At 70.5% G+C, this 26851-nt stretch carries 30 protein-coding genes; 12 read left to right on the top strand and 18 right to left on the bottom strand.

The annotated features are described in order from the left end of the window. Position 1: 1 nt before the first annotated feature. Positions 2-187, bottom strand: a complete 186-nt coding sequence (locus DK389_RS18780; protein ID WP_109891793.1) for a DUF2735 domain-containing protein — start codon at positions 185-187, stop codon at positions 2-4. Between the two features lie 425 nt (positions 188-612). On the opposite strand from DK389_RS18780, the gene DK389_RS18785 reads away from it, so the two are divergent. Next, positions 613-1653 carry a glutamine synthetase beta-grasp domain-containing protein gene (locus tag DK389_RS18785; RefSeq protein ID WP_109891795.1) on the top strand — a complete coding sequence of 347 codons (1041 nt, stop codon included), beginning with the start codon at positions 613-615 and terminating at the stop codon, positions 1651-1653. A 202-nt stretch (positions 1654-1855) separates the two neighbouring features. On the opposite strand, the gene olsA is transcribed toward DK389_RS18785, so the two are convergent. The 4 genes from olsA to DK389_RS18805 form a co-directional block, all read right to left on the bottom strand. Then, the gene (olsA, locus tag DK389_RS18790) at positions 1856-2737 is read right to left on the bottom strand and encodes a lyso-ornithine lipid O-acyltransferase (RefSeq protein WP_109891797.1); all 882 of its coding nucleotides are present in this window, start codon (positions 2735-2737) and stop codon (positions 1856-1858) included. Between the two features lie 20 nt (positions 2738-2757). Then, complete coding sequence (locus DK389_RS18795) at positions 2758-3279, bottom strand: GNAT family N-acetyltransferase (RefSeq protein WP_109891799.1); 522 nt, start codon at positions 3277-3279, stop codon at positions 2758-2760. After that, the gene (gene tsaB, locus DK389_RS18800) at positions 3276-3956 is read right to left on the bottom strand and encodes a tRNA (adenosine(37)-N6)-threonylcarbamoyltransferase complex dimerization subunit type 1 TsaB (protein ID WP_109891801.1); all 681 of its coding nucleotides are present in this window, start codon (positions 3954-3956) and stop codon (positions 3276-3278) included. Before tsaB ends, DK389_RS18795 begins: the two co-directional genes overlap by 4 nt. A 180-nt stretch (positions 3957-4136) precedes the next feature. Next, the gene (locus DK389_RS18805; protein WP_109891803.1) at positions 4137-4703 is read right to left on the bottom strand and encodes a NifU family protein; all 567 of its coding nucleotides are present in this window, start codon (positions 4701-4703) and stop codon (positions 4137-4139) included. Positions 4704-4959: 256 nt separating this feature from the next. On the opposite strand from DK389_RS18805, the gene rplS reads away from it, so the two are divergent. Beyond that, on the top strand, positions 4960-5352 hold the full coding sequence (rplS, locus tag DK389_RS18810; protein ID WP_109891805.1) for a 50S ribosomal protein L19: 393 nt from the start codon (positions 4960-4962) through the stop codon (positions 5350-5352). Between the two features lie 106 nt (positions 5353-5458). Here the strand turns inward: rplS and DK389_RS18815 are convergent, their stop codons facing one another. The 4 genes from DK389_RS18815 to leuD all read right to left on the bottom strand — a co-directional run bounded on the left by DK389_RS18815 (position 5459) and on the right by leuD (position 8053). Further along, positions 5459-5785: a type II toxin-antitoxin system PemK/MazF family toxin gene (locus tag DK389_RS18815; RefSeq protein WP_109891807.1), complete on the bottom strand. Its 327-nt coding sequence runs from the start codon at positions 5783-5785 to the stop codon at positions 5459-5461. Continuing rightward, positions 5782-6003: an antitoxin MazE family protein gene (locus DK389_RS18820; RefSeq protein ID WP_109891809.1), complete on the bottom strand. Its 222-nt coding sequence runs from the start codon at positions 6001-6003 to the stop codon at positions 5782-5784. The genes DK389_RS18815 and DK389_RS18820 overlap by 4 nt, the downstream gene beginning before the upstream one ends. Before the next feature lie 174 nt (positions 6004-6177). Continuing rightward, on the bottom strand, positions 6178-7368 hold the full coding sequence (locus DK389_RS18825) for a lytic murein transglycosylase (protein WP_109891811.1): 1191 nt from the start codon (positions 7366-7368) through the stop codon (positions 6178-6180). 82 nt (positions 7369-7450) lie between these two features. Beyond that, complete coding sequence (gene leuD, locus DK389_RS18830) at positions 7451-8053, bottom strand: 3-isopropylmalate dehydratase small subunit (protein ID WP_109891813.1); 603 nt, start codon at positions 8051-8053, stop codon at positions 7451-7453. 159 nt (positions 8054-8212) lie between these two features. Between leuD and DK389_RS33465 the strand changes: the two genes are divergently transcribed. Next, positions 8213-8389 (top strand): hypothetical protein, encoded by a 177-nt coding sequence (locus DK389_RS33465; protein WP_194075088.1) that lies wholly within the window; start codon positions 8213-8215, stop codon positions 8387-8389. Positions 8390-8522: 133 nt separating this feature from the next. Next, positions 8523-8717 (top strand): hypothetical protein, encoded by a 195-nt coding sequence (locus DK389_RS18835; RefSeq protein WP_109891815.1) that lies wholly within the window; start codon positions 8523-8525, stop codon positions 8715-8717. A gap of 160 nt (positions 8718-8877) precedes the next feature. On the opposite strand, the gene ccrA is transcribed toward DK389_RS18835, so the two are convergent. After that, positions 8878-10164: a crotonyl-CoA carboxylase/reductase gene (ccrA, locus tag DK389_RS18840; RefSeq protein ID WP_109891817.1), complete on the bottom strand. Its 1287-nt coding sequence runs from the start codon at positions 10162-10164 to the stop codon at positions 8878-8880. A gap of 354 nt (positions 10165-10518) precedes the next feature. Further along, positions 10519-10788: a sulfur globule protein precursor gene (locus tag DK389_RS18845; RefSeq protein WP_109891819.1), complete on the bottom strand. Its 270-nt coding sequence runs from the start codon at positions 10786-10788 to the stop codon at positions 10519-10521. A gap of 231 nt (positions 10789-11019) precedes the next feature. On the opposite strand from DK389_RS18845, the gene DK389_RS18850 reads away from it, so the two are divergent. Both DK389_RS18850 and DK389_RS18855 read left to right on the top strand, forming a co-directional pair. After that, positions 11020-13068, top strand: a complete 2049-nt coding sequence (locus DK389_RS18850) for a methylmalonyl-CoA mutase family protein (RefSeq protein WP_109896572.1) — start codon at positions 11020-11022, stop codon at positions 13066-13068. A gap of 78 nt (positions 13069-13146) precedes the next feature. After that, complete coding sequence (locus DK389_RS18855; protein WP_109891821.1) at positions 13147-14070, top strand: NAD-dependent epimerase/dehydratase family protein; 924 nt, start codon at positions 13147-13149, stop codon at positions 14068-14070. Between the two features lie 8 nt (positions 14071-14078). Here DK389_RS18855 and DK389_RS18860 read toward each other — a convergent pair whose 3' ends face one another. From DK389_RS18860 to DK389_RS18870, 3 genes are all read right to left on the bottom strand, one after another. Beyond that, complete coding sequence (locus tag DK389_RS18860) at positions 14079-14420, bottom strand: hypothetical protein (protein WP_109891823.1); 342 nt, start codon at positions 14418-14420, stop codon at positions 14079-14081. A gap of 27 nt (positions 14421-14447) precedes the next feature. Continuing rightward, a complete protein-coding gene (locus DK389_RS18865) occupies positions 14448-15011 on the bottom strand; it encodes a Uma2 family endonuclease (protein ID WP_109891825.1) in 564 nt (187 codons plus the stop codon). Between the two features lie 104 nt (positions 15012-15115). Next, a complete protein-coding gene (locus tag DK389_RS18870) occupies positions 15116-16561 on the bottom strand; it encodes a homospermidine synthase (RefSeq protein WP_109891827.1) in 1446 nt (481 codons plus the stop codon). Between the two features lie 287 nt (positions 16562-16848). Here DK389_RS18870 and DK389_RS33470 point away from each other — a divergent pair, with 287 nt between their 5' ends. The 5 genes from DK389_RS33470 to DK389_RS35300 all read left to right on the top strand — a co-directional run bounded on the left by DK389_RS33470 (position 16849) and on the right by DK389_RS35300 (position 21776). Continuing rightward, positions 16849-17025, top strand: coding sequence for a hypothetical protein (locus tag DK389_RS33470; RefSeq protein WP_194075089.1), 177 nt, complete (start codon positions 16849-16851; stop codon positions 17023-17025). Between the two features lie 114 nt (positions 17026-17139). Beyond that, positions 17140-17817, top strand: a complete 678-nt coding sequence (locus DK389_RS18875; RefSeq protein ID WP_109891829.1) for an invasion associated locus B family protein — start codon at positions 17140-17142, stop codon at positions 17815-17817. Positions 17818-17931: 114 nt separating this feature from the next. Further along, complete coding sequence (locus tag DK389_RS18880) at positions 17932-18303, top strand: hypothetical protein (RefSeq protein WP_109891831.1); 372 nt, start codon at positions 17932-17934, stop codon at positions 18301-18303. 123 nt (positions 18304-18426) lie between these two features. Then, positions 18427-19647, top strand: coding sequence for a hypothetical protein (locus DK389_RS35295; protein WP_335645479.1), 1221 nt, complete (start codon positions 18427-18429; stop codon positions 19645-19647). Continuing rightward, positions 19644-21776 (top strand): tetratricopeptide repeat protein, encoded by a 2133-nt coding sequence (locus tag DK389_RS35300; protein WP_335645480.1) that lies wholly within the window; start codon positions 19644-19646, stop codon positions 21774-21776. The genes DK389_RS35295 and DK389_RS35300 overlap by 4 nt, the downstream gene beginning before the upstream one ends. Before the next feature lie 12 nt (positions 21777-21788). On the opposite strand, the gene fliP is transcribed toward DK389_RS35300, so the two are convergent. The 3 genes from fliP to DK389_RS18900 form a co-directional block, all read right to left on the bottom strand. Next, entirely contained in the window at positions 21789-22556 is a 768-nt protein-coding gene (gene fliP, locus DK389_RS18890) for a flagellar type III secretion system pore protein FliP (protein ID WP_109896574.1), read from the bottom strand. A 65-nt stretch (positions 22557-22621) separates the two neighbouring features. After that, positions 22622-23680 carry a lysylphosphatidylglycerol synthase domain-containing protein gene (locus DK389_RS18895; protein ID WP_109891833.1) on the bottom strand — a complete coding sequence of 353 codons (1059 nt, stop codon included), beginning with the start codon at positions 23678-23680 and terminating at the stop codon, positions 22622-22624. A gap of 108 nt (positions 23681-23788) precedes the next feature. Then, complete coding sequence (locus DK389_RS18900) at positions 23789-24169, bottom strand: (2Fe-2S) ferredoxin domain-containing protein (RefSeq protein WP_236960169.1); 381 nt, start codon at positions 24167-24169, stop codon at positions 23789-23791. Positions 24170-24238: 69 nt separating this feature from the next. On the opposite strand from DK389_RS18900, the gene DK389_RS18905 reads away from it, so the two are divergent. Next, entirely contained in the window at positions 24239-25573 is a 1335-nt protein-coding gene (locus DK389_RS18905; protein ID WP_109891835.1) for an IS1182 family transposase, read from the top strand. Between the two features lie 76 nt (positions 25574-25649). Here DK389_RS18905 and DK389_RS18910 read toward each other — a convergent pair whose 3' ends face one another. Further along, positions 25650-26642 (bottom strand): IS481 family transposase, encoded by a 993-nt coding sequence (locus DK389_RS18910; RefSeq protein ID WP_109887600.1) that lies wholly within the window; start codon positions 26640-26642, stop codon positions 25650-25652. Positions 26643-26851 lie beyond the last annotated feature (209 nt).

Consider the following 26851-nt stretch of genomic DNA (forward strand, 5'->3'; position numbering starts at 1 on the left):
GTCAGGGCTTGCGGGTGCGCTCGGCTTCCTGGATCGCCGCCTCGTGGTACCAGGCGCCGGCGCCGGTCTCGACGACCGGATAGGAGGCCGCGGCAGCCTTCGGTGTGCCGGCGTGCCAGCCGGCCGCCCGCGGCCGCACGGGGAACTGGTAGATCTTGGCCGTCTCGCGACGGGGACTCGCTGTCATCGGACCGTATCTCCCTGTGACGCGACAACCTCGAACCGAGGCTCCGGTTCAAGATATCGGCGCTGCACAGGCTTTGCACCGCCTGCTTGCAATAAAATCAGCATTTGCCGGCAATTTGCGCAGCCAAGGTATTGCCAATTCGCTCGGCATAGGCTCCTGGCGCTTTTTTGACCTGCATCCGATCCGTGCAACGGGCCTGCTTGAGGCGGCAGCGCCCCCGCGCGGAGCCCACGCGATGGGCGGCACAGCCTTCGTTAACGCGGGCGTGAGCAGAAGCGCGGGGCGTACGGAGTGGCGACGCGCGGGCAGAAGACCCCGGAACGAAGCTGGCATCATTCATGCTAACGAGGGCTTCGGCCGGAGGCTGCGACGGATCGTCAAGAATCAACGCCAGAATCGCATGAGCAGGTGACGAGAGATCTCCAATGACGAAATTCAAACTCGAATATATCTGGCTCGACGGCTACGCGCCGACCCCGAACCTGCGCGGCAAGACCCAGATCAAGGAATTCGACAGCTTCCCGTCGCTTGAGCAACTCCCGCTCTGGGGCTTCGACGGCAGCTCGACCAAGCAGGCCGAGGGCAGCTCGTCCGACTGCGTGCTGAAGCCCGTCCGCCACTTTCCGGACCCCGCCCGCAGCAACGGCGTGCTGGTGCTCTGCGAGGTGATGATGCCGGACGGCACCACCCCGCACCCCTCGAACAAGCGCGCCACCATCCTCGACGACGAGGGCGCCTGGTTCGGCTTCGAGCAGGAATACTTCTTCTACAAGAACGGCCGCCCGCTCGGTTTCCCCGAGACCGGCTTCCCCGCCCCGCAGGGCCCGTACTACACGGGCGTCGGCTACTCGAATGTCGGCTCGGTCGCGCGCCAGATCGTCGAGGAGCATCTCGACCTCTGCCTCGCCGCCGGCATCAACCACGAGGGCATCAACGCCGAGGTGGCGAAGGGCCAGTGGGAGTTCCAGATCTTCGGCAAGGGCTCCAAGAAGGCCGCCGACGAGATGTGGATGGCGCGCTACCTGATGCAGCGCCTCTGCGAGAAGTACGAGATCGACATCGAGTACCATTGCAAGCCGCTCGGCGACACCGACTGGAACGGCTCGGGCATGCACTGCAACTTCTCGACGACGTACCTGCGCGAGACGGGCGGCAAGGCCTATTTCGAGGCGCTGATGGCGGCTTTCGAGGCGAACATCGAAGACCACATCGCGGTCTACGGCCCGGACAACCACATGCGTCTGACCGGCAAGCACGAGACGGCGCCGTGGAACAAGTTCAGCTACGGCGTGGCCGACCGCGGCGCCTCGATCCGCGTGCCGCACAGCTTCGTGAAGAACGATTACAAGGGCTATCTCGAGGATCGCCGCCCGAACTCCATGGGCGACCCCTACCAGATCGCCTCGCAGGTCCTGAAGACGATCGCGTCGGTCGAGACCGGCAGCGCGTCGAAGGCCGCGGCCTGATCCACGAGACCCGGCGCGGGCTCCGCGCCGGCCACGCCTTCCCGGACGGGCCGTCACCCACGAGGTGGCGGCCCGTTCCCGTTCCGACGGGGGAGGTGGGGCGTCCGCCCGCCTCGACGCGGATGGACCGGGCGCGGGTCCCTTCTCGTTCCGAGAGGGACAGGGTGAGGAATTCGCCGTGTCCGGAGACGGGAATGCTTCGTTAGACGGCCGGGAGGCCTGCGGCGCCGAGATCGGCGGTGGGGCCAGCCGGCTCGCGGCGCTCCTCGCAGGGCGCCAGCGGCTCCGGCCGCCCGGTCACGGCCCGCCGCATGGCGGCGCGGACCTGGGCCTCCGCCAGCGCCGTCACCACCTTTCGGTCCGTGCCCGCCTCGAAGGTGATCGGGGCGCCCCAGACGACGTGCACGTCGATCGGCCCGCGGCGCACGAACAGGGCGAGATGGGGCGCGAGTTCCATGTCGCCGTACCACGCCACCTCCGGCCGCTCGTTCCGGTCGAGCGGCAGGCCGTTCCGGCGCGGATAGGTGATAGCCAGCGGCTGCAGCCGGATCCGGTCGAGCCGGGCGCCCTCGGCCTGGATCGCGGCGCGGGCGGCGCCGACGAGGGACGAGCGGAAGGGCAGGATGCGGTTGCCGTCCCCCGTCGTGCCCTCGGCGAACAGAACGATGAGATCGCCCGCGGCGAGCCGCGTCCCCACCGTGGCGTTGACGTGCGCGGTGGCCGCGCGGCGGGCGCGGTCGATGAAGACGGTGCGTTGCAGGCGGGCGAGCGTCCCGATCAGGGGCCAGCCCGCGATCTCGGATTTCGCCACGAAGGAGAGCGGCCGCAGGGAGCCGAGCGCCGCGATGTCGAGCCAGGAGACGTGGTTCGCGAGGACCAGGGCCGGCTCGCCGAGGGCGGGCGGCGTCCCGCTCTGCGTGACGCGCACGCCGAAGATCCGCAGGACGATCCGGTGGAACAAGGCCGGCGCGTGGGCGGCGACCCGGCCGCGCCCAAAGCGCAGGCTCAGCCAGTGCGGGCCTATCAGCACCGCGAAGGCGAGCGCGCACAGCGCGAGGCGCAGGGCTGTGAGGAGGGCGCTCATCGTCCGGGGCGCAGGCCGGCTCAGGCGAGCGTCGCGCGCATGGTGAGCGCGGTCGTCCGGCTGCCGTCGGCACGGGTGTAGTAGCCGGTGCGCTCGCCGACCTGCGTGAAGCCGTGGCGCGCGTAGAGTCGGAGCGCCGGCCGGTTGCCCTCGTCGACCTCGAGATGCACGAGGCGCACGCCCGCATGGGCGAGATGGGTCAGGTGCTCGCGCAGGAGGCGGTGGCTGAGGCCGCCGCCCCGCGCGGTGGGGGCGAGGACCAGGGTCAGGATCTCGGCCTCGTCCCCGACCCGGCGGGAGAGGATGAAGCCCTGGACCGCGCCGGCCCGCCAGAGGGCGTGCGCCTCGGTCGAGCGCTCGCACAGCATCCGCTCGAACTCGTGCGCGTCCCAGGGGCGGGCGAAGGCGGTGGCGTGGATGCGGGCCAGCGCCCGCGCCTGCCCGGAATCGCGCAGGGGCGCCACGTAGGGCTCGGGGCCCCAGGCATCCCACCAGGCGAGCCACCATTCGAGGGGCCAGAACGGGGAGACCGGTCGCGTCATCGGCGGGCGAGCCTCGCATGGTCCTGCGGCTGCGCGTCGGGACCGCGCAGGTAGAGGGGTCGGGGCAGTGCCTGATCCGGATCGGCGAGGAGGCCGAGGGAGGCGACCCAAGCGATCTCGGGCGGGTGCGTGCCGGCGATTTCGGCCGCGATGCCGCGGGCCTTCGCGGCGGCGGCGAGCGCTGGCGCGCCCGAACCGACCAGGGTGAGCGGCCCCGTCCCGAGACGGTCGAGGGCGGCCTCGACGGGGAGATGGCTCGGCGGCACCACGATGCCGTCGCCGACGCTCATCGCCTGCAGGTAGACGGCGCCGTGGCGGGCATCGATCGCGGCGGCGATCAGGCCGCCGCCGTTCATCGCCAGGAGCGGCGCGAGCAGCGCCGACAGGGTGGTGACGCCGACGACCGGGATGCGGGCGGCGAGCCCGACCGCACGGGCGGCCGAGAGCCCGACGCGCAGGCCGGTATAGCTGCCGGGACCCACCGTGACGGCCACCCGGTCGAGGCTCTCGAAGCCACCCTCCACCCGGGAGATCACCCGCTCGACAAGGGGCAGAAGGGCCTCCGCGTGCCCGCGGGACAGCACCATGCTCTCCTCGGCCAGAAGGTCGTCCGACGTGTCCGTCGCGACGCAGGCTGCGCAGGCGTCGAGCGCCGTGTCGATGGCCAGGATACGCACGCTGACTCCAGATGCCGCCGGCGACGGGCCGGACGGTCGCCCCTCGAAATCCCACGCGCTGCGAGCGCGAACGAAATGGTATGGCAAAAGGGCCGCCCCGTCAGCGCGGCGCGGCCCCCGAAGCGTCATGCCGGCGGCGAGTGTTGCCGCGTTGCGTCGGCGGCCCCCTGTCGGCGGCGATCAGACCGCCTGGACCTCGCGCACGTCCGGCAGGAAATGGCGGAACAGGTTCTGCACTCCGTGCCGGAGCGTCGCGGTGGAGGAGGGGCAGCCAGAGCAGGCCCCCTTCATCTCCAGGTAGACGACACCCTCCTTGTAGCCGCGGAAGGTGATGTCGCCGCCGTCGCCCGCCACGGCCGGCCGAACGCGGGTCTCGAGCAGATCCTTGATCGTCGCCACCGTGTCGGCGTCGGCCTCGTCGTAGAATTCGTCGTCGCTCTCCTCAGCGACGGAAACGCCCTCGGCGAGGACGGGCGCGCCCGACTGGAAGTGCTCCATGATGGCGCCGAGCACGGCGGGCTTCACCTGGGGCCAGCCGTCTCCGCCCTCGGCCTTGGTGACCGAGATGAAATCGTGCCCGAAATAGACGCCGGCGACGCCGGGCACGTCGAATAGGCGCTGCGCCAGCGGTGAGCGGGCGGCGGCCTCGGCATCGCGCGCCTCGAAGGTGGCCTCCGGCAGCACGACGCGGCCGGGCAAGAACTTCAGGGTGGCGGGATTCGGGGTGGCTTCGGTCTGGATGAACATGGCTTCGTCGGATCCTCGTCCTCTGCGCCGGTTCAAGGCCGGCCGGGAACGGCGCGCGGGGCGCCCCGTCCCATGTGGACCGCCGGGCGAATTTTCTCAACGGGTCCGCTCCGCACCCGCGGGCCGAAAACTGCGCACGGGCAATCGACAAGGGGCCCCGGTTCGTGTACGGGCAGCGCCAACTCACAACAGGATGCCGAAATCCTGACGCTCGATTCCCGTCTCGGGGCGCGGGCGCAACGGCCGGAGCTTTGCCATGAACATCATCCAGCAACTTGAGCAGGAAGAGGTCGCTCGTCTTGCCAAGACCATCCCGGATTTCGAGCCGGGCGACACCGTGATCGTCAACGTCCGCGTGAAGGAAGGCGACCGCACCCGCGTGCAGGCCTACGAGGGCGTCTGCATCGCCCGGTCCGGCGGCGGCCTCAACGAGAGCTTCACCGTCCGGAAGATCTCCTACGGCGAGGGCGTCGAGCGCGTCTTCCCGGTGCATTCCCCGATGATCGACTCGATCAAGGTGGCCCGCCGCGGCAAGGTCCGCCGCGCCAAGCTCTACTACCTGCGCGATCGCCGCGGTAAGTCGGCCCGCATCGTCGAGCGCTCCGACCGTCCGGCCAAGGCCGAGAAGGCCCCCGCCGCCGCCGAGTGACGCCTTTTTCGGGGCTGGCGTCCTCTGAAGCGCCGCTCCACCGGATTGCGAGAGCCCGCTGCGACCGCGTCGCGGCGGGCTTTTCCATGACGAGCCAGCCGCTCCCTTAATCGGCAATGCCGAGCACGACCGACAGCATCTGTCCCAGCGCCATCAAGGGCGCCGGACCAAGATGACCGATCGGCGCGCCGCATTTTTCGCGCCGCAGCGCGACGATCTTGTCGACCATGATCTGCGACGTCGTTTTCAGCCCGTTTCCGGGTGAGGGCTCCACGGTCAACCGGAAGATCGGCGCATCGCGCAGCGTGCTCGTCACAAGGCACACCAGCACGCTGTCCGTCGCATCCAGCCAATCCGATTGCACGACCACCGCCGGGCGGGGCTTGCCATAGTCGCCTGGTGCTGAGACGGTTACGAGATCGCCGCGCTTCACGGTTCGGGCCAGTCGGCAGCGCCCTCGATGAACCGGAGCGCTTCCGCCTCCTCCGGCGCGTCGCGCAGGAGTGCGGCCTGGCGCCGGGCTTCAGCCTGAAAACCTGGGGCTGCCGGATCGGGTACCCACACCCGGAGCAGCTTCATTCCCTTCCTGCGCCGGGCCTCTCGATAGCGCTGGAACTTGGTCAGGCCATCTTCGGGGGCAATGCGCGGCATCGTCCTCTCCATTGGTAGCGCGCTACTGTAGCATCTTTGGTCGCGCGCTACCACGAGAGCTCCGGACCCCAACGCTCTACGGCGCAGCGAGACCTCCTGCCAAGATTCGTTATCGTCTCGGCCGATCCGTACGGGTCACGGTGAGCGATGACGGCCGTGTCGGCCGCAACGGAATCACCCCCGCCGCAGCGCCTCCAGCACCTTCGCGCCGGGCCGCCCCGTGCGCGGCATGCCGAGCTGCGCCTCGATCTCCTTGATCGCCTCGCGGGTCTTGGCGCCCACCTTGCCGTCCGGCTCGCCGACGTCGTAGCCGCGGCGGGTGAGGCGGGCTTGGAGGTCGCGGCGCTCGGCGCGGGAGAGGGGCGGGTCGTCGGTGGGCCACTCGGCCTGGATGCCGGGACGGCCGCGCAGGCGGTCCGACAGGACGGCGATGGCGAGCCCGTAGGATTCGGCGGCGTTGTACGAGTAGATCGCGTCGAAGTTCCGGGTGACGAGGAAGGCGGGGCCGTCCGCGCCCGCCGGCGCCAGGATGCCGACCGGCCCTTCCGCGGTCAGCGGCCGCCCGTCGATGCGGGTGACGCCGAGGCTCGTCCAGTGCGCCACCGGCTTCTTGTTCTTGCGGCCGGCGGCGGCCGTGTTGAAGCCGCGGGGCAGGCGGACCTCGTAGCCCCAGCCGTGCCCGTTCGACCACTTCGCCACGCGCAGGAAATTCGCGGTGGAGCCCACCGCGTCCGCCGCCGAATCGACCACGTCGCGGCGTCCGTCGCCGTCGAGGTCGACCGCGAGGCGCTGGTAGGTCGAGGGCATGAACTGGGTCTGGCCGAAGGCGCCGGCCCAGGATCCGTAGAGGCGCGAGGCCTCGATGTCGCCGCGCTCGATGATCTTGAGGGTGGCGATCAGCTCGCCGCGGAAGAAGTCGCGCCGGCGATTGCCCGAGCAGGCGAGGGTGGCCAGCGACTGCACCAGCGGCATCTTGCCGAGGTTCTTGCCGAAATTCGATTCGACCCCCCAGACCGCCGCGATCGTGTAGCGGTCGACGCCGTACTTCGCCTCGGCCGCCGCGAGCGCCTGCGCGTGCTGGCGCATGGCGGCCTTGCCGTCGTCGACCCGCTCGTCGTCGACGAGGGCCGCCATGTAGTCCCAGATCGGCGTCTTGAACTCGGGCTGCGCCTGCGAGAGCTCGATCACCTTGTCGTCGTAGCTGATGCCGCTCGTCGCCGCCCGGAAGGTCTGGGCGGAGACGCCGGCACCGGCCGCCTGCGCCTGGATGCCGGCGAGGCAGGACTGGAAGTCGGCGCGGGCGCTTCCCGTCGCCGCGAGGCTCGCGAGGCAGAGGAGGGCGGTGGTCTTCGCGCGCGACGTCATGGGGCGTCTCCTGGGGAATCCGAGCGATTCCCCATCTTTAAGGCGCCCTGATGGTAAACGAACCGTGACGACGGGCCCGCGATCAGGCCCAGCCGCGCTCCGCGAGCCGTGCCTCGTAGGCGTCGATCTTCGGTGCGCGCTCCAGCGTCAGGCCGATCTCGTCGAGCCCATTCAGCAGATTGTGCTTGCGGCCCTCGTCGATGTCGAAATGCAGGGTGCCGCCGTCCGGCCCCTTGATCGTCTGCGCGGCGAGATCGACCGTCAGCGTCGCGTTGGCGCCGCGCTCGGCGTCCTCGAACAGCTTCTCCAGATCCTCCGGCGAGACCACGATCGCCAGGATGCCGTTCTTGGCGCAGTTGTTGAAGAAGATGTCCGCGAAGCTCGTCGAGATCACACAGCGGATGCCGAAATCGGCCAGCGCCCAGGGCGCGTGCTCGCGCGACGAGCCGCAGCCGAAATTGTCGCCGACGACGAGGATCTTGGCGTCGCGATAGGCCGGCTGGTTCAGCACGAAGTCGGGGTTCTCGGAGCCGTCGTCGTGATAGCGCATCTCCGAGAACAGGCCCTTGCCGAGGCCCGTGCGCTTGATCGTCTTCAGGTACTGCTTCGGGATGATGCGGTCGGTGTCGACGTTGATGATCCGCATCGGCGCCGCGACGCCTTCGAGGGTGGTGAACTTGTCCATGATCGGTGCCGTGAGGATGGGGCCGGCCGTTTCGCGAACCGGCGCGATGCCGGCTTTTAGCAGTCGGGCCGGGCGTCTCAAAGTCTCGCGAACGCGTCTCGCGATTGTCTGCGGCGCGCCCTATGCTGACGGCGAGGCATTCGACCGGGGGCCGATGCGATGAGCGATCCGAGCAACACCTTCAAGAAGGCGCCGAAGCGCAAGCCGATGCGGGGCCGCAACGTCGCGGTCTCGCCGGAGATGCGCGAGGCCTACGCGAAGATGATCAAGGAGCGGGAAGAGAAGGAGGAAGCCTACAACCGGCATCTCCCGCAGGACCCGCCGCGGGGGCGCTGAAGACACGAGGGTCCGGCGGACCCGGCGTCGTGCGCTGCCGCACGCTGCCTCGCGACACGGGGCCCCATCTGCCTCGGCATCGAGGTCCGCGCCGCGTGGGGGCCGGACCGGCCCGAGAGCCAGGAGGCTCACCATGTCGGCCCAGCTGATCCGTTCCGCGCTCGTCGCGACCGCCCTGACGGTCTCCGCCGGGGGCGCCATCGCCCAGAGCCGCACCGTGGCGGCCGACGTCCCGGCCGCCGCGAGCCTCGGCTATGCGGCCACCCCCTCAACGGCCAGGGCTACGCGACCGGGTCCGTCGCGCGTCCGCGGCGGGAACTCACCGTGATGGGCATGACGGGGGGCATCGAACCGAAGGATGCCGAGACGACCGGCTCGGTCGGGCCGCGCCCGTTCGAGCGCGGCTACGTCCGGTCGCGGTAACAGGCCCGGAGGCGTCGAGGCCACGCGTCGCCGCGCGGCCTCCCTTGCCGCCGGTGCGGGGTGCCTCAGCGCTTCAGCGGGCCGGCCTCGATCACGTCCTCGACCGTGCGCAGGCCCGCGCGCGGGGAGTTGACGAGGCAGGCCATGTTGCCCGGCGGGTGCTGGTTCTTCCACATCTTGGTGTGGGCCGCCGGGATCTTGTCCCAGGGGAAGACCTCGCTCATGCAGGGGTCGACCCGCTGGTCGAGCACGAACTGGTTGGCGGCCGAAGCCTGCTTCAGATGCGCGAAGTGCGAGCCCTGGATGCGCTTCTGGCGCATCCAGACGTAGCGGGCGTCGAAGGTGATGTTGAAGCCGGTCGTGCCCGCGCAGAACACCACCATGCCGCCGCGCTTCACCACCAGCGCCGAGACCGGGAAGGTCGCCTCGCCCGGGTGCTCGAACACGATGTCGACGTCGTTGCCCTTGCCGGTGATGTCCCAGATCGCCTTGCCGAACTTGCGGGCTTCCTTGGTCCAGGCATGGAATTCCGGCGAGTTTACCTTCGGAAGCTGGCCCCAGCAATCGAAGTCCTTGCGGTTGATGACGCCCTTGGCCCCGAGACTCATCACGTAGTCGCGCTTCGACTCGTCCGAAATCACCGCGATGGCGTTGGCTCCGCTCGCCGCGCAGAGCTGCACGCCGAACACGCCGAGGCCGCCGGAGGCGCCCCAGATCAGCACGTTCTGGCCGGGCCGAACCGTGTGGGGCGCGTGGCCGAACAGCATGCGGTAGGCGGTGGCGAGCGTCAGCGTGTAGCAGGCCGCCTCTTCCCAGGTGAGGTGCTTCGGCCGGGCCATCAGCTGGCGGGACTGCACCCGGCAGAACTGAGCGAAGGAGCCGTCGCCGGTCTCGTAGCCCCAGATCCGCTGCGTCGGCGAGAACATCGGGTCGCCGCCGTTGCACTCCTCGTCGTCGCCGTCGTCCTGATTGCAGTGGACGATGACCTCGTCGCCGACCTTCCAGCGCTTCACCTTGGCGCCGACCTTCCAGACGATGCCGGACGCGTCCGAACCCGCGATGTGGTACTCGCCCTTGTGCACGTCGAAGGGCGAGATCGGCTCGCCGAGACCCGCCCAGACGCCGTTGTAATTGACGCCGGCGGCCATGACGTAGACGAGCACTTCGTCGTCGCCGATCTCCCAGACCGGCAGCACCTCGAGTTGGTGGGATTGCTCCGGGGGCCCGTGGCGCTCCCGGCGGATCGCCCAGGCATACATCTTGGCGGGCACGTGGCCGAGGGGCGGGATCTCGCCCATCTCGTAGAGGTCCTTGACCTCGGTCCCCGCCTGCACCGCCGCACTCGCAGCCATCTGAGCTCTCCCTGACATCGTCGTTGGGCCCCTATAGCGACGATGTTTCGGCACTCCAAGTGGCACCAAAGGCTAGTGCGGTGGCTGTTTCCACGAAAAAAGCGCGCCGGCTCAAGAGTGCGTCTCTTGTATACAATATTACGACTGCGGAACGCCTTCGGCCGCAAGACGATCCGCCGGCCGGGCTGCCCGGCCACGGGCCGATCGGGCCGTATTGGCAGGTCTCGCCCCGCGACCTGCGGGGGAGGGGATGGCACCTCCGGGATGGCCGCCTCCCTCCCCCGATCCCTGTGCCGCGAATCCGACCTCGGCCAGGGGAGAGGAGGTCCGCGTGCTCCGCTGCGGAGCGGCGGCTCAGTAGCAGCGGCGGCGCATCACGAGGTCGCCGTCCTCGTCGATGAAGCGCTTCACCCGGCAGGCTCCGTAATAGGCAGGGACGAAGCCGACGAGGCGCGGGCCGCCCCAGCCCCAGTGCCGATGGCCCCAGCGGCCGTGGCCCCAATGGCCGTGATGGTGATGGTGGTGGAAGCCGCCGGCCGCGGCCGGGGAGGCGGCGAGCGCGGCGCCGCCGAGGGCGACTGTGGCGGCGAGGAGGCGCAGGGCGCGGGTCACGGTGAGTGTCATGGGATCGGCTCCGGTCTCGGGGCCGTCCAGCGCGGCCCTCGAGACGTTGGTCGCCGCGGGGCCAAATCCGGTTCAGACCCTGGGTGAATTTTTCTCGAAACCCGTCGGCGCCTTCCCACCCGTCTCGGACCTTCGGGGCGGATGACGGGGGCGGCGCCCTCGGCTACGGTGGCGGAAAGGCGCGTCACGCGTATGCCGCGCCACGGTCTCAGGGAATCGGAGTACGAGCGGATGAGCGGGCAGGCAGCGATCGCCGAGGTGAAGCGCGACAAGCCGTGGATCATCCGGACCTATGCCGGCCACTCGACGGCCGCGGATTCGAACAAGCTCTACCGCGGCAATCTCGCCAAGGGGCAGACCGGCCTCTCGGTGGCCTTCGACCTGCCGACCCAGACCGGCTACGACCCCGATCACGAGCTCGCCCGCGGCGAGGTCGGCAAGGTCGGCGTCTCGATCGCGCATCTCGGCGACATGCGGACCCTGTTCGATCAGATCCCGCTCGCGCAGATGAACACCTCGATGACCATCAACGCGACGGCGCCCTGGCTGCTGTCGCTCTACCTCGCGGTCGCCGAGGAGCAGGGCGCGCCGATCTCGGCGCTGCAGGGCACGACGCAGAACGACATCATCAAGGAGTACCTGTCGCGCGGGACCTACGTGTTCCCGCCGGCCCCCAGCCTGCGGCTCACCAAGGACGTGATCCTTTTCACGACCAAGGAAGTGCCGAAGTGGAACCCGATGAACGTCTGCTCCTACCACCTGCAGGAGGCGGGGGCGACGCCGGTCCAGGAACTCTCCTACGCCCTGGCCATCGCCATCGCCGTGCTCGACACGGTGCGGGACGACCCCGAATTCGACGAGGCGAGCTTCGCCGACGTCTTCGGGCGCATCTCCTTCTTCGTGAATGCGGGGCTGCGCTTCGTCACCGAGATCTGCAAGATGCGGGCGTTCTCGGAGCTCTGGGACGAGATCGCGCAGGAGCGCTACGGCATCTCGGACCCGAAGAAGCGCATCTTCCGCTACGGCGTGCAGGTGAATTCGCTGGGCCTCACCGAGCAGCAGCCTGAGAACAACGTCCACCGCATCCTCATCGAGATGCTGGCCGTGACGCTCTCGAAGCGCGCCCGCGCCCGCGCCGTGCAGCTCCCGGCCTGGAACGAGGCCCTCGGCCTGCCGCGCCCGTGGGACCAGCAATGGTCGATGCGCATGCAGCAGATCCTCGCCTTCGAGACCGACCTTCTCGAATACGACGACATCTTCGACGGCTCGCGGGTGATCGACGCGAAGGTCGAGGCGCTGAAGGCCGAGACCCGCGCCGAGCTGGAGCGGATCGGCGGCATCGGCGGCGCCGTCGCCGCGGTCGAGACGGGAGCGTTGAAGCGCGCGCTCGTCGAGTCGAACGCCAAGCGCATCTCGGCGATCGAGGCGGGCGAGCAGATCGTCGTCGGCGTCAACAAGTGGCAGGCCGGCGAACCCTCGCCGCTGACGGCGGGCGAGGGCGCGATCTTCACGGTCTCGGAGACGGTGGAGATGGAGGCCGAGCAGCGCATCCGCGCCTGGCGCTCCGAGCGCGACCAGGCGGCCGTCGACAAGGCCCTCGCGGATCTGGAGCAGGCCGCGCGGTCCGGCGCCAACATCATGCCGGTCTCCATCGCCGCGGCGAAGGCCGGCGTCACCACCGGCGAGTGGGGCGGCCGGCTGCGGGCGGTCTTCGGGGAGTACCGGGCGCCAACCGGCGTGACTCTGGAGACGGCGTCCGCCGGCGCTGCGGAGGAGGCGCGCCTGCTCATCGCCGATCTCGGCGAGCGCCTCGGCGAGACGCCGAAGCTCGTCGTCGGCAAGCCGGGCCTCGACGGCCACTCGAACGGCGCCGAGCAGATCGCCCTGCGCGCCCGCGACGTCGGCTTCGACGTGACCTACGACGGCATCCGCCAGACGCCCACCGAGATCGTCGCCAAGGCGAAGGAGACCGGCGCCCACGTCGTCGGGCTCTCGATCCTGTCGGGAAGCCACGTGCCTCTGGTCCGCGACGTGAAGGCGAAGCTGCGCGAGGCCGGGCTCGACCACGTGCCCGTCGTCGTCGGCGGCATCATCTCGCCTGAGGACGAACTCGTCCTCAAGAACATGGGCGTGCAGGCGGTCTACACGCCGAAGGACTACGCCATCGACCGGATCATGGTCGGCCTCGCCAAGGTCGTGGAGAAGTCCCTCGACACCGCCAAGGCCCGTCGTCAGGACGGCAAGGCCCGCAAAGGTGAGGGCGCGGCCCAGGTCTATTGAGGCGGCCGCGCCCGGACCGGCACACAGGATCGGCCAAGCAGGATCGGCGATGGATGCGGAGAGGGTGAGGTCCGGGCCTTGAGTGCACCGCTCGTCGCACTGACCGGGGCAACCGGCTTCATCGGCCGCCACCTGCTGCGCTCGCTCTCGGCCCGCGGCTTCCGGGTGCGGGTCCTGCTGCGGCGGCCGGTCGAGGTGCCGGACGGCGCGGCGAGCGCCGTCGTCGGCGACCTCACGCGGCCGATGAACATGGCAGCCGCGCTCACCGACGTCGACGCGATCGTCCATTCGGCCGGCATCGCCCATCCGATGTCGGGCGCCCCCGAGGACGATTACCGCACCCTCAACACGGAGGCGACGCGCCGCCTCGCCGAGGCCGGCGCCCGCGCGAAGGTGCGCCGGTTCGTCTTCCTTTCCTCGATCCGGGCGCAGTGCGGCTCCGGCGCGCGCGGCGTCGTCACCGAGGCCGATGAGGCCGCGCCGACCGAGGCTTACGGGCGCTCGAAGCTCGACGCCGAGCGCGCGCTCGCGGAGGCCGGGCTCGACTGGGTCGCCCTCCGGCCGGTCCTCGTCTACGGCGCCGGGGTCAAGGGGAACATGGCCGAGCTGCTACGGCTCGCCAAGCTGCCTTATCCGCTGCCGCTGGGCGGCCTGCGCGAGCGGCGCTCCCTCGTCTCGGTCGAGAGTCTCGCGGGCGCCGTCGAGGCCGTGCTGCGGACGGACACGCCGCTGCGCCGCCCGATGATCGTCGCCGATCCCGATGCCCTGACCTTGCCCGAGATGATCGCGGCACTCCGCTCCGGGCTCGGCCGCGGTCCCGGCCTCCTGCCGATGCCGGGACCTCTCCTCGGCCTCGCCTGCCGCGTCGCCGGACGTCCCGACGCCTATGCCAGCCTGTCGACGAGCCTCGTCGCGCGGGCGGACGGGCTGAGCGCGCTCGGCTGGACGCCGGCGACGAGCTCCCGCGACGGTCTCGCTGCCCTCGCGCGCGCCGCCGCCTGAGCCTGCCGCTATTCCGGCGCGCGGGCGGCCTTTCCGGCGAGCGACACGTAGAAGCCGAGACCGTCCTGCGCGGGAAGCGTCTGCAGCCGCTCGATCAGGCCGCGCTTCTTCGCGTCGAGGAGCAGGCGGCCGGCCGGCTGGAACAGGGTCTCGCCGCCGCCCTCCGGGGGCGGGTCGAGGCGGATCGCCACCGTCTTGCGATTCCCGAAGCGGCTGCGCTCGAGCATGTCCTTTAGCGAGGCTTCCGCGGTCGGGCGGTTGGTGCCGCGCAGATCGAGCACCGATTCGGCATCGGTGAGGCCGAGGGAGCCGCGCAGCTTGTCGGCGTAGAATTCTTCGAAGTGGGGCAAGGGCGGAGACCTGGGATTGCAGGGCGGTCAGGTATCGAGGCCCGCGTAGATCGCGGAGACGGGGAGACTTGCGCCCAATTCGGGCAGGTCGATCGTGCCGTCGATTCCCGCCGAGTGGAACGACCATTTTGAGCCGGACCGCCGGAAGATCTCGACCCGTTCCTCATCCTGGTAGTCGATGAGGTAGACGCGCAGGGTCTGTAGGCCGCGATGGAACTCGGCTTTGTAGCCGCGATCCCGGCTCATCGTCGAGGGCGACAGGACTTCGGCGATCAGGAGCGGATCGCGGGCGAAGCCATCGGGGAGAAGCGGGCCGCAGCGCACCACGACGTCGGGAAACCGCGCGTAATCGTCCACGAAGTCGTTCAAGATGCCGAGCCCCGGCAGCGCGCGGCAGCCCTGCCGCTGCACGATCTCGCCGAGGCGCCCGACGAGGTTTGCCGTGATCTGCTGATGTCGCTCCGAAGGAGGCGACATCAGGATCGCCTGACCGTCGATCAGCTCCCAGCGCTCGCCCTCGGGCGCCGCTTCCGGCATCGTCAGGAATTCAGCGACCCGCTGTCGCGCATCGCGCCGGACGGCCAGCACCATCGCACACTCCCGCTCCCGCGCGGGAGCGTATCACTCGCCGCCGATACGCGACAGGCATACGCAGCGGGCGGGGCGTGAGAAACGCCCCGCCACGACATCCCGTCTCAGCCGTGCACGAGCACGTTGCGGAACTGCCAGGGGTCGCTCGCGTCGATGTCCTCGGGGAAGAGGCCCGGCCGGTCGGTGAGCGGCGTCCAATCCGTGTAGACGCCGATGACGGGGCCGAGATACGGCGTCTGCACCTCGAGGCAGCGGCGGAAATCGATCTCGTCGGCCTCGACGATCCCTGCCTCCGGGTTCTCCAGCGCCCAGACCATGCCGGCGAGCACGGCGCTTGTCACCTGCAGGCCGGTGGCGTTCTGGTAGGGAGCGACGCGGCGCGTCTCCTCGATCGAGAGCTGCGAGCCGTACCAGTATGCGTTCCTGGCGTGGCCGTAGACGAGCACGCCGAGTTCGTCGATGCCGTCGACGATCTCGTTCTCGTCGAGGATGTGGTGCTCCGACTGCACCTTGGCGGCGTTGCCGAACATCTCGTGCAGCGAGAGCACGGCCTCGTTGCAGGGATGGTAGGCGTAGTGGCAGGTCGGCCGGTAGACGACCTGACCGCCCTCCGTCACCGAGTAGTAGTCGGCGATCGAGATCGCCTCGTTGTGGGTGACGAGGAAGCCGAACTGCGACTGCGCCGTCGGGGTCCACGAGCGCACGCGGGTGTCGGCGCCGGGCTGCAGCAGGTAGATCGCGCAGCGCGAGCCCTTCTCCTGCTCGCGGGCGTTGTCCGGCTTCCACGTCTCGTGCGTGCCCCAGCCGAGCTCGGCCGGCTGGTTGCCTTCCGAGACGAAGCCTTCGACCGACCACGTGTTCACGAACACGCCCATCGGCTTCTCGGACTTCGCGCGCTGGGTGTCGCGCTCGGCGATGTGGATGCCCTTGACGCCGAGATCCTTCATCAGCGCGGCCCACTCCTCGCGGGACGTCGGCTCGGGCCGGGACAGGCCGGTATCGGCGGCGATGTTGAGGAGCGCCTGCTTGACGAACCACGAGACCATGCCGGGATTGGCGCCGCAGCAGGAGACCGCCGTCGGGCCGCCGGGGCTCGCCTCGCGGGCGGCGAGGATTTCCTGGCGCAGCGCGTAGTTGGTGCGGTCGCCCTGGCTCTTCGTCTTGTCGAAGTAGAAGCCGGGCCAGGGCTCGGCCACCGTATCGATGTAGAGCGCGCCGAGTTCGCGGCAGAGTTCCAGGATGGCGCGCGACGAGGTGTCGACCGAGAGATTCACGCAGAAGCCCTGGCCGCCGCCCTCGGTGAGGAGGGGCGTCAGGATCTCGCGGTAATTCTCCTTCGTCAGCGCCACCTTCTCGAAGCGCAGGCCGTGCTTCTCGGCGAGCGCCCGGTCCTTGTCCGACGGGTCGATCACCGTGAAGCGCGCCTTGTCGTAGGTGAAGTGCCGCTCGATGAGCGGGAGGGTGCCGCGGCCGATCGAGCCGAACCCGATCATCACGATGGGACCGCTGATGCGGCCGTGGACGGGGTGCTGGGTCGAGGGTTCGGTCATCTCGCGGGCAATCCTTCCTCTCATGTCGCTTCGGCAGGCGAAGCGGCGTCCATACGCAGCGGACGTGACGAATGAGCGACGCGCTCACTGGCGCCTCTGACCCGTGCGGTCAACCGCCGGTGCCGGAGCAAATGTGAAGGCTTCGTTGCAAGCGCATGAGCGCCCTGCATGGCCGCCGCGCGGCCTACCGCGTTGCATGCGCTGCAGCAGAGATCGATATTGCAACGCAACATCGCACGCAAAGACAGGCCGGAAACGCCCGCGCGCAGCCTTTCACGGAGTTCTCCATGCTCGCGGTCCTCGTCTCGAACATCGCCGACCCGGTCGAGGAGCCCCTCGATCGCGATCCCGGTTTCCTCACCCTCGCCGTCTCGATCCTGCGCTCCCTGCGCCGCGGCCACGATGCCGCCTTCGCGCGCCGCTGTGCCCAGGCCCGCGGCAACGGCTTCGGCGCAGCCTTCTGAGGCGCGCCGGCGCGACAAGAATCCCAGAGACCCGCGATTGCATCGCGGGCCGGGGGCAGCTAGGCGGCATTCCCGAGCCTGGACGCCGTCCGCGTCGGGCCGGGGACCCGCCGCATGACGCAGCTTCGCGCGATCCGCTCCTTCGTTCTGATCGGGGGGCTTGCCCTGCTGCCGCTGGCGGCCGCACCTGGCCTCGCGCAGGAGGAGGCACCCGCGGGCGAGAGCGCGGCGCCCGCCGCCAAGCCGAAGCCGAAGCCCCAACCGCGCAAGCCTGCCCCGAAGCCCGCGGAAGCGGCAAAGCCGGCTGAGCCCGCTCCGACCGCCGCCGCGGGCGCGGCGACCTGGCCCGCGGGCGCCAGCGCGGTGAGCGAGACCTACGACAATTGGACGGTCAATTGCAGCCGTGAGAACGCGGCGACCCAGTGCACCATGACCCAGAGCCAAGGCGACAAGAAGACGGGGCGTCGCCAGTTCGCCATCGAATTGAAGGCGCCGAAGGACGGCCGATCGGACGGGCTGATCCTGATGCCGTTCGGCGTCTCGATCGAGCCCGGCGTCTCGTTCAAGCTCGATGAGACCGTGCTCGGCAAGGGCGCCCCCTACGTCGCCTGCGGCTCGGAGGGCTGCCTCGTGCCGATCAGCTTCCCGACGTTGGCCACCGACACCATGAAGACGGCGCAGAACCTGACGGTTACGGCCCAGCGACCCGAGGGCCAGGAGCCCACCGTCATCACGGTGCCGCTCGCAGGCTTCGCGGCCGCCTTCGCGCGGGTGATCGCGTTCGGGAGCTGACGGGGAGACGTCCGCGGCGGGCTCCCGGTTCCGAGAGAAACGAAACGCCCGCCGGCCCGGACCGCGCGGGCGGCAGTACCACCGAGGACATTGTTCGTCAGGCGAGGGTTCATCATGACGCGCGGGATCATCACCATCGCTCTCTTCAGTCTGCTCGGCAGCCCGCTCGCAGCGCAGGAGGCGCCGTCCGAGCCCGGCCCGCCCTCCCAGGCCGAGCGCCAGCGCAACAACGCCGCGAAGCTCGCGGGCCTCGTCGCCTTCGTCGACGCGTCCTGCGCGGACCTGAAGAGTGATCCGGAGAAGTTTCAGATGGCGGTGACCCGCCTCGGCGTCGATCCGGACGAGCTCACGCGGGGTGACCTGCAGCTGCGCGCGAAGGCCTACACGGAGATATACCAGAAGGATACGGAGGCGAGCTGCAGTCGCGCCGCCGAGACCTTCGGCGCGTCGGGCAAGGCGATTCCCGGCCTCATCGTCAGGAAGTGACCGGCGGGCGCCGGCACGGTTAAGCGGCCATTAGCCCTGTCCGGGCACACTCCATCCCCGATGTGACGTTCAGGCGAGGCGCCCCCGAGGGGGTGCGCGCCGCTCTCGGGTGTGGCGTTCGCGATGGCGGCTGGTCTCGCAACAGGATTGCGGAGGCGCGCGGCACTGGCCGCCCTCGGCCTCGGCCTGTGCCTGGAGGCCGGCTCGGCGGAGGCGGCCCGGCTGCTGGCGATGAAGGGCAGCCAGCCGGACCGCTACGGCCGCATCGCACTCACCTTCGACGCCCCCGTCTCGGTGAAGGCGAAGCTCCTCGGCACGGTGCTGGTGCTGAGCTACGGCGAGCGCGTTCAGGCCGGTTCGGAGCGGCTCGCGGCCGAGATGCCGGCCTTCGTCGCGACAGTGCGGCGCGACCCCGACGGCTCGGGCCTGCGCCTCGCGCTCCAGAAGCCCTACCGGCTCAACGTTCAGGAAGCCGGCGAGCAGGTCTTCGTCGACCTGCTGCCCGAGGGCTGGTCCGGCCTGCCGCCGCCGCTGCCGCCGGACGTGGTCGCCGACCTCGCCAAGCGCGTGCAGCGGGCCGAGGCCGCGCTCAAGGCCGCCACGCCGGCGCCCGTGCGGAAGGCGCTCGCGGTGGAAGTGGCCCATCTGCCGAACCTGACCCGCCTCGCGATACGGCTGCCGCCGGGCAATGCGACCTCGGCAGAGCCTGCCGGCGCGGCGACCCGGATCCGGGTCGCGGGCCCGTGGCGCATCGAGGCGGCCGAGATTCGCGGCCGCACCAAGCCGGCGGTCGCAAGCGTCGCGGCGGAGGAGGAGGAGGGCGGCGCCTCCCTCCTCGTCACCCCGGGTGACGGCTATCTGCTGACCACGGAGCGGGACGACGACGGCCTCACGATCGATCTCATCCCGCGAACGCCGGCGCCGCGGCCGAGCGCGACGCCGCCGCCTGTCGCCGAGCCCGCGCCGGCCGGGGAGAAGGCGGCCGAGGCGAGGACGGCCACCCCCGAGGCCGTTCGGGCGGAGAGCCGGACGGAGGCCCCCGCGCAGGAGAAGCGTGCCGTGCCCCCGGCCCCCGAGCCGCGCGCGCCCGGCAACGGCCTCGTCTTCACCTTCCGCCAGACGCCGCCGGCCGCCCTGTTCGAGCGGGCGGGCATCGCCACGCTCGTCTTCGAGACCGACGAGCCCGTCGCCTCCGCCGATGCGGAGCGGCTCGGCGTGAAGCTCCTCGGCGAGCCGAAGCGGACGGGGGGCGTCGTGAGCCTGAGCTTCGCCGTGCCGGCGGGCCGCCTGATCGACCTCCTGCCGGTCGGGCCGGCGCGCGGCCCCGGGGGTGGGAGCTCGTGACGGGCGACGCGCTCGCCCCGAGCGACAGCCTCGTCGCCAGCCGCCTGGCGGGGACCGGCGGTCGCTTCGGCATCGGGTTGCGCCTGCCCGAGCCCGGCAACGCCACCTGGCTCGATCTCGACGGCGAGCGGGTCGCCGTGGTGACGAGCCGCGCCCGGCGCCCGGCAGGCGTCGCCAAGCGTCAGCGCTTCGTCGATTTCGAGCTGCTGCCAAGCCGGCTCGGCGTGGCGGTCGCGGCGCAGGCCGACGACCTCGCGGTGCGGCCCGACCTCGACGGCGTCAGCATCGGCCGCGAGAGCGGGCTCGCCGTCTCGACGGTGACGCGCGAGGCGGAGGCGCCTCTCGCCAGGGCCGGCATGCTCGCCGTTGAGCGAGCGCCCTGGGAGATCGCGCGGCGCGGCGACGTCCGCGAGACGTTGCGCGAGCACATGCGCGCGGTGATCGAGGCGAGCCCCGCCCTGCGCGGGCCGCCGCGGCTCGACCTCGCCCGGGTCCTCCTCGCCAACGGACTGGACCCCGAGGCGCTGACGGTCCTTTCCACCGCGGCCGCGGACGATCCCGTGCTCGCCGGGCAGCGCGAGTTGCCCATCCTCACCGGCCTCGCCCAGGCCCGTCTCGGCCGCCTCGCTGAGGCCAAGCGCGTGCTCAGCGCCGACACGCTGGCCCAGGACCCGGAGGCCGCCCTCTGGCGCGGCTTCGCGGAGGCCGAAGCCGGCCGCTGGGTCGCCGCCGACAACGCCTTCCGCGCCACCGGCGACCTCGTCGAGCGCTATCCGGAGGATCTGCAGGCGCTCCTCAAGGCCGCGATCATCGAGGGCGCGATCGAGACCGGCGACCTCGAAGGCGCGACCCGCGGGCTCGTCGCCGCGGGGAAACACGCGTCATCGCCTCTCCTGCGGGACCGCTTCGCCCTGCTGCGGGGTCGGCTGGAGGAGGCGACCGGCAAGAATGTGGCCGCGCTCGCGACCTACGAGCGCCTCGGCACCGAGGCCGAGCGGCCCGTGGCGGTCGCAGCGGCCCTGCGCGGAACCCTGCTCGCCCACGCGTCGGGCAAGATCTCCATCAAGGAGGCGACCGAGCGCCTGGAGCGGGAATTGATGACCTGGCACGGCGGCGCCACCGAGGAGGCCATGACGGCCGGCCTCGCGCATCTCTACGCCGAGGCCGGGCGCTACCGCGACGCCTTCCAGGCGACCCGGCGTGCGAACGCGGCGGCACCGGATTCGCCCGTCTCGCGCAGCCTCTACGCCGAGGCGCAGACGCTGTTCGACGACCTCTTCCTCAGCCCGCTCGGCGACAAGCTGTCGGGGGTGGAGGCGGTCGCCCTCTATTTCGACTTCCGGGATTTCGCCCCCGTCGGCCGACGCGGGGACGAGATCGTGCGCCGCCTCGCCGACCGGCTGGTCGGGCTCGACCTCCTCGATTCGGCGGCCGAACTCCTGCAGCACCAAGTGGAGAACCGGCTGACCGGCGCGGCGCGGGCGAGCGTCGCCGCGCGGCTCGCCGCGATTCGCCTGATGGACGGCAAGCCGCTGATGGCCCTCGACGTCCTCGAGGCGACCCACCTGCCAGAGTTGCCGGGCGACCTGCGCCGCGCCCGCGGCCTGATCCGCGCCCGCGCCCTGTCGGACCTCTCGCGCACCGACCTCGCGCTGGAGACGATCGAGGGCGACACGGCCGCCGACGCGCAGCGCCTGCGCGCCGATATCCTGTGGGGCGCACGCCGCTGGCGCGAGGCCGGGGAGGCGCACGAGGCGCTCCTCGGCGATATCTGGCGCGGGCGCAAAGTCCTCGACGAGGCGGCCCGGGCGGACGTGATCCGGGCGGCGATCGCCTACGATCTCTCGGGCGAGACGATCGGGCTGGAGCGCCTGAAGGGAAAGTTCGCTGGGCCGATGTCGGAGAGCGCGGACGCGCGCACCTTCGCGCTGCTGACCGCGGCGAACGCCCTCCGGAATCCGGGCTTCCGCGAGATCGCCCAGCGCGCCACCAGCGCCGAGACGCTGGCGGCCTTCCTCGCCGAGTATCGGAAGCGCTACCCCGAGACCGGCGTCCCGGACCGGGGCCGGCCTCCCGAGAAGCCCGAGAGCCGGGCGGAGAACCGGAGCGAGGCGCCGCCGCCGGGCTGACGGCCCGGCGCTTCAGGTCCCGTAGCTCTGGACGAGCGAGCCCGCCACCAGCGTCCAGCCGTCGACCAGCACGAAGAAGATCAGCTTGAAGGGCAGCGCCACGGTCGCGGGCGGCACCATCATCATGCCGACCGCCATCAGCACCGAGGCGACGACGAGATCGATGATCAGGAACGGGATGAAGAGCAGGAAGCCGATCTCGAAGGCGCGCCGCAGCTCCGAGATCATGAAGGCCGGGGTGACGATCTCCAGCCCCACCGCCTCGGGCCCTGAGGGCGTCGGCACCTTGGCCATGTCGAGGAAGAGCTTGAGGTCCTTCTCGCGGACATTGCGCAGCATGAAGGTCTTGAACGGGGCGGACGCGCGCTCGAAGGCCACGCCCTGCGTGATCTGGCCGGCGATCAGGGGCTCGATGCCCGCGCGGTAGGCCTCACGCGCGGTCGGCGCCATCACGAAGGCGGTGAGGAACAGGGCGAGGCTGACGATAACCGCGGTCGGCGGGGCCGTCTGCGTGCCGAGCGCCGAGCGCAGGATCGAGAGCACCACCACGATCCGCGTGAAGGAGGTCGCCATCACAAGGACGGAGGGCGCGAGCGCGAGGACTGTGATGAGGGCGACGAGTTGCAGCGCCCGCTCGGTGACGCCGCCAGCCCCGAGATCGACGGTCACGCTCTGGGCGAGCGCGGGCCGCGCCCAGACGGCGAGCGACAGGGCGAGGAGGAGCGAGGCCGCCGCAAGGCAGATCGCACGCGGGATGGAACGCCGATTCGGAACGGTCATGACGGACGGGACGGTGGTCGGACCTTGGCCGTGAGGCAAGCGATCGGCGCGCGGCGAACCGGCGCTCATCGGGCGAGACCGGCCGAGCGGCGCGCCTCCAGGCTCTGCCAGACCAGAAGGGAGGGGAGCCCCAGCACCACGTCCGGCACGCGCTTGGCGAGGGAGACGGCGAGCGCCGTGCCCGCATCGATGCCGAACAGCGCGCCGACGACGACGAAGCCGCTCTCCTGCACGCCGAGCCCGCTCGGGATGGGGAAGGCCGCCGATTTCACCGCCTGCGCCAGCGCCTCGATCACGAGAACTTCGGCGATCGTGACCCCCTCGATTCCGATGCAGGCGAGCGCGATCCAGATCTCGGCGGCGCCGAGCCCCCAGGCGACGAGATGCAGCCCGATTCCCTGCGCGATCGGGCTCCAGCGGCGCCATCCCCACACGCTATCGAGGGCGTCCTGTACGCTGGCGGCGCTGCCCGCGGGCCCGCCGGACGGCGCGGTCTCCCGGGCGAAGCGGCGGGCGAGACCGGCGAGATGGCGCTCGATGAAGCGCGCCGCGCCGCTGCGCTGGATGGCGAAGAAGGCGGCCAGCGCAAGCGCCGCGATGGCGAGTGCGTGCAGCATCCACTCGGCCAGCGCCGTGGCCGGCGGGCTGTCGAGGCGCGTCAGGAGCAGGGCACCGACCAGGGCGAACACGGCCTGCGTGCCGGCCTGGATCAGCAGGTCGGCGAGGATCGAGGCGGCGGCGAGGGCGCCCGTCACGCCCCAGAAGGTCAGGAGGCGCCCGCCCACCACGTCGCCACCGACGGAGGCGACCGGCAGCAGCACGTTGATGCCCTCGCGCACGTAGCGCAGGACCACGAAGATTCCGGTCTCCGCGGGCGAGAGGCCCGACAGCAGGCGCGCCCAGGCGAGCCCGCACAGGAACACGATGACGGCCCGCACCAGCACGACGGCGGCGAGGCCCGTCAGGCCGATTCGGCCGAAGGCGGCGGCGACGGCGCCGACGTCGTTCGTCGCGACGAGCCAGAGCGCGAGGACGAGCCCGAGGGCGGTCCCGACGAGGGGCAGCCGCCGGATGAGGGCCCGCCCGAGGCCGCCGTCGGCCCGTCCGCTGGTTCCGGCCGTCATCGGGACGCGAACTCCCGCTTGCGGCGCGGAGCGCGCACGTCTCGAACGGGTCTTCGATGAACCGGCATGGCGGACGCCTCGGGCCCGGCGCGGGGCCGGCTGCAATCGTCAGGTGAGGGGAACAGGTTCTTTGCCCGTTTCCGAGCCGGGCGCTAGCGCGGCTTTGGGGCCGAATTCGGGGAGAATTGCCATGATCGCCGACTCGGGCGTGGCGGCGGGGTCGAGGAGCACCACGCGCCCGCGGGCGAGGCTCGCGCCGGTGGCCACCGCCAGCGCTCGCTTCGGGCACGGGCCGAGGCACCCCGTCTCCACGATGCGGACCTTGCGCTTCGGGTGCGTTCCCTTGAGCCCGCTCTTCAGGAGCCGGCGCACCGCCCGCTTGCCGACGCTCTGGCGCTTCGCGCACTTGGCGCAGACGAGGACGATCTCGGACAGCTTCGTCTTCGCGGTGCGCGGGCGGCCGGTCTCGGCGGGAACGGGATCGCTCATGCGGCCGGCCTAGGAGCCCGTCCGAGTAAGCGTCTCGACGACGAGGCCGCGGGATGATTCACTTGGCTCATGGCCAAGGTGTTTCGCTCCTGGGACGTCGATCAGGGCTGGCTGCTGCCGCCCTCGCTGCACGAGTTCGTGCCGCCCGGGCACAGGGCGCACTTCGTGCGCGACACGGTGCGAGAGGCGCTCGACCTCTCGGCCATTCTCGACACCTACACCGAGGAGCGCGGCTACCCGCCCTACCATCCGGGCATGATGGTGGCGCTCCTGCTCTACGGCTACAGCCGAGGCCTGTACTCCTCGCGCCAGCTCGCCCGCGCCTGCGAGGAGCGGGTCGATGTCATGGCGGTGACCGGCCTGAACCGGCCCGACTTCCGAACCATCGCCGACTTCCGCAAGCGCCACCTCGTGGCCCTGTCGGACCTGTTCGTGCAGGTGCTGCGCCTGTGTCGGGCGGCCGGTCTCGTCGAGTTCGCTCACGTGGCGGTGGATGGCACCAAGCTGAAGGCAAACGCCTCGCGCCACAAAGCGATGAGCTACGGGCGGATGAAGACGGCCGAGCCGGCCCTGGCGGCCGAGGTGGACGCTTGGCTGGAGCGAGCGCGCGAGGCTGACGCGGCGGAGGATCAGGCTCACGGTGCCGGCCGTCGGGGCGACGAAACGCCGGACTGGATGGCCGACAAGCAGCGACGGCTGGAAGCAATCCGCGCCGCCAAGGCCGCGCTGGAAGCGGAGGCCGCAGATCCGCCCGATCCGGAGGACGAGAACGGGCCGGGTGCCTCGTCGGGCATGCGCTGGCAGGGTCGGCCACTGCGCGGTGACGACGGCAGTCCGCCCGACCGGGCGCAGCGCAACTTCACCGACCCGGACAGCCGGATCCTGCCCACGCGCGACGGCTTCGTGCAGGGCTACAACGGTCAGATCGCGGTCGACGCCGCGCATCAGGTGATCGTCGCGCACCGCCTCGTGACCAACTCGGCCGACTACCGCGCCCTCGTGCCGCTTGTGGACGGGGTCCGCGCTCATCTCAGGCGCAAGCCGCGGGAGGTCTCGGGCGATGCCGGGTTTGCCAACGAGGCGAACCTCGTCGCGCTCAGGGAGCGGGGCATTACGGGCTACCTCGCTCCGGGCCGGGCGCGACACGGCGAGGCGGATGCGGCCGGCCGCCGGAGGCTGACCAAGATGCCGTTGATGAGCGCGATGGCCGCCCGCCTAAAACGGGCTGGCCGCCGCAGTCGCTATCGCCTCAGGAAGCAGGTCGTCGAGCCGGTGTTCGGGCAGATCAAGCAGGCCCGAGGCTTCCGACAGTTCCTGATGAGAGGGCTTGAGCAGGTCCGGGGCGAGTGGGCGATGATCTGCACGGCCCATAACCTCCTGAAGCTGGCACAGGCCGACCGTTGAGCCCGCTGTCCGCCCTCATCGGCTCCGGTCTCGCCCCCTCTACCCAGGCCTCAAACACCGTTACTCGGACGGGCTCCTAGGTGTTTGGTCCCGGGATTTGGTGGTGCGGGTTCTGGGTGAACCTAGAGGGCTCCTCCGTCCAAGCTTTGCAGATAGCTTCGTAGGGCGTGAGGCCGCGTAGCGTCTTGAGGCGGCGGGCGAAGTTATAGGCGGCCACGAAGTCGGCGAGGTGCTGCCGAAGCTGACTGTGGCTGTCGTAGTAGAAGCGCTTGACGGTGGCGTCCTTGATCGTGCGGTTCATCCGCTCAACTTGACCATTCGTCCAGGGATGGCGCGGCTTCGTGAGACGGTGCTCGATGTTGAGGTCGGCGCAGGCGCCCTCAAAGGAGTGGCAGCGGAACAGCACCTTCTCGGCGCGCATCGCTCTGATCTCTTCCGGCGTCCAAGTGTTCCCGGACGGCTCGGTGAAATGCGTGCCGTTGTCGGTGAGCACCGTGTGGATCTTGTAGGGAACGGCGGCAGCAAGGGCCCGCAGGAAGTTGCCGGCGACCCGGCGCGTGGCCTTCTCGTGCAACTCGGCGAAGGCGAACTTGGAGGTCCGGTCGATCGCCACAAGCAGGTAGAGTCGGCCTTCTTTGGTGTGCACCTCGGCGATATCGATGTGGAAGTAGCCGAGCGGGTAGCGCTTGAATTTTGCACGTAGCGGCTTGTCGCCATCCACTTCGGGGAGCCGCGAGATGCCATGGCGCTGCAGGCACCGGTGCAGGCTTGAGCGTGTAAGGTGCGGGATCGTCGGCTGCAGGGCGTAGAGGCAGTCGTCGAGTGGCAGCAGGGTGTGCCGGCGAAAGGCGACGATCACCGCCTCGTTCTCGGCCGTCAGCACCGTAGACCGGTGTTCCGTTGGCCCCGTCTTCCGGTCAGCCACCGAGGACCGCTTCTTCCACTTCGCGACGGTCTTCGGGTTGACGCCGTAACGGGCCGCCAACGCCCTCAGGCTCGCTTGACTATGCTGTATCGCTCGACGGACTGCCGCTGTCGTCGTGGCGCTCCCGTGCTGAACCTGGCCCATAGCGCGTCCTTCCACTCTCGTGAGAAAACTGCACCATCAAACCCTGGGATCAAACACCTAGGCTGCCGGGTGGCGCCGCGCAACCGCGGCGGCGGGCCCCGTGTCAATGGAGCGCTCCGAACGGCCAGGCTTCCCCACGCGCGGGTCGATGCCATAAAAAGGGCCGAAAAGAACGGGACTTGGACCGGGCCTCGGAGCCCGAGACGTGA

The organism is Methylobacterium durans (assembly GCF_003173715.1).
Lineage (GTDB): Bacteria > Pseudomonadota > Alphaproteobacteria > Rhizobiales > Beijerinckiaceae > Methylobacterium > Methylobacterium durans.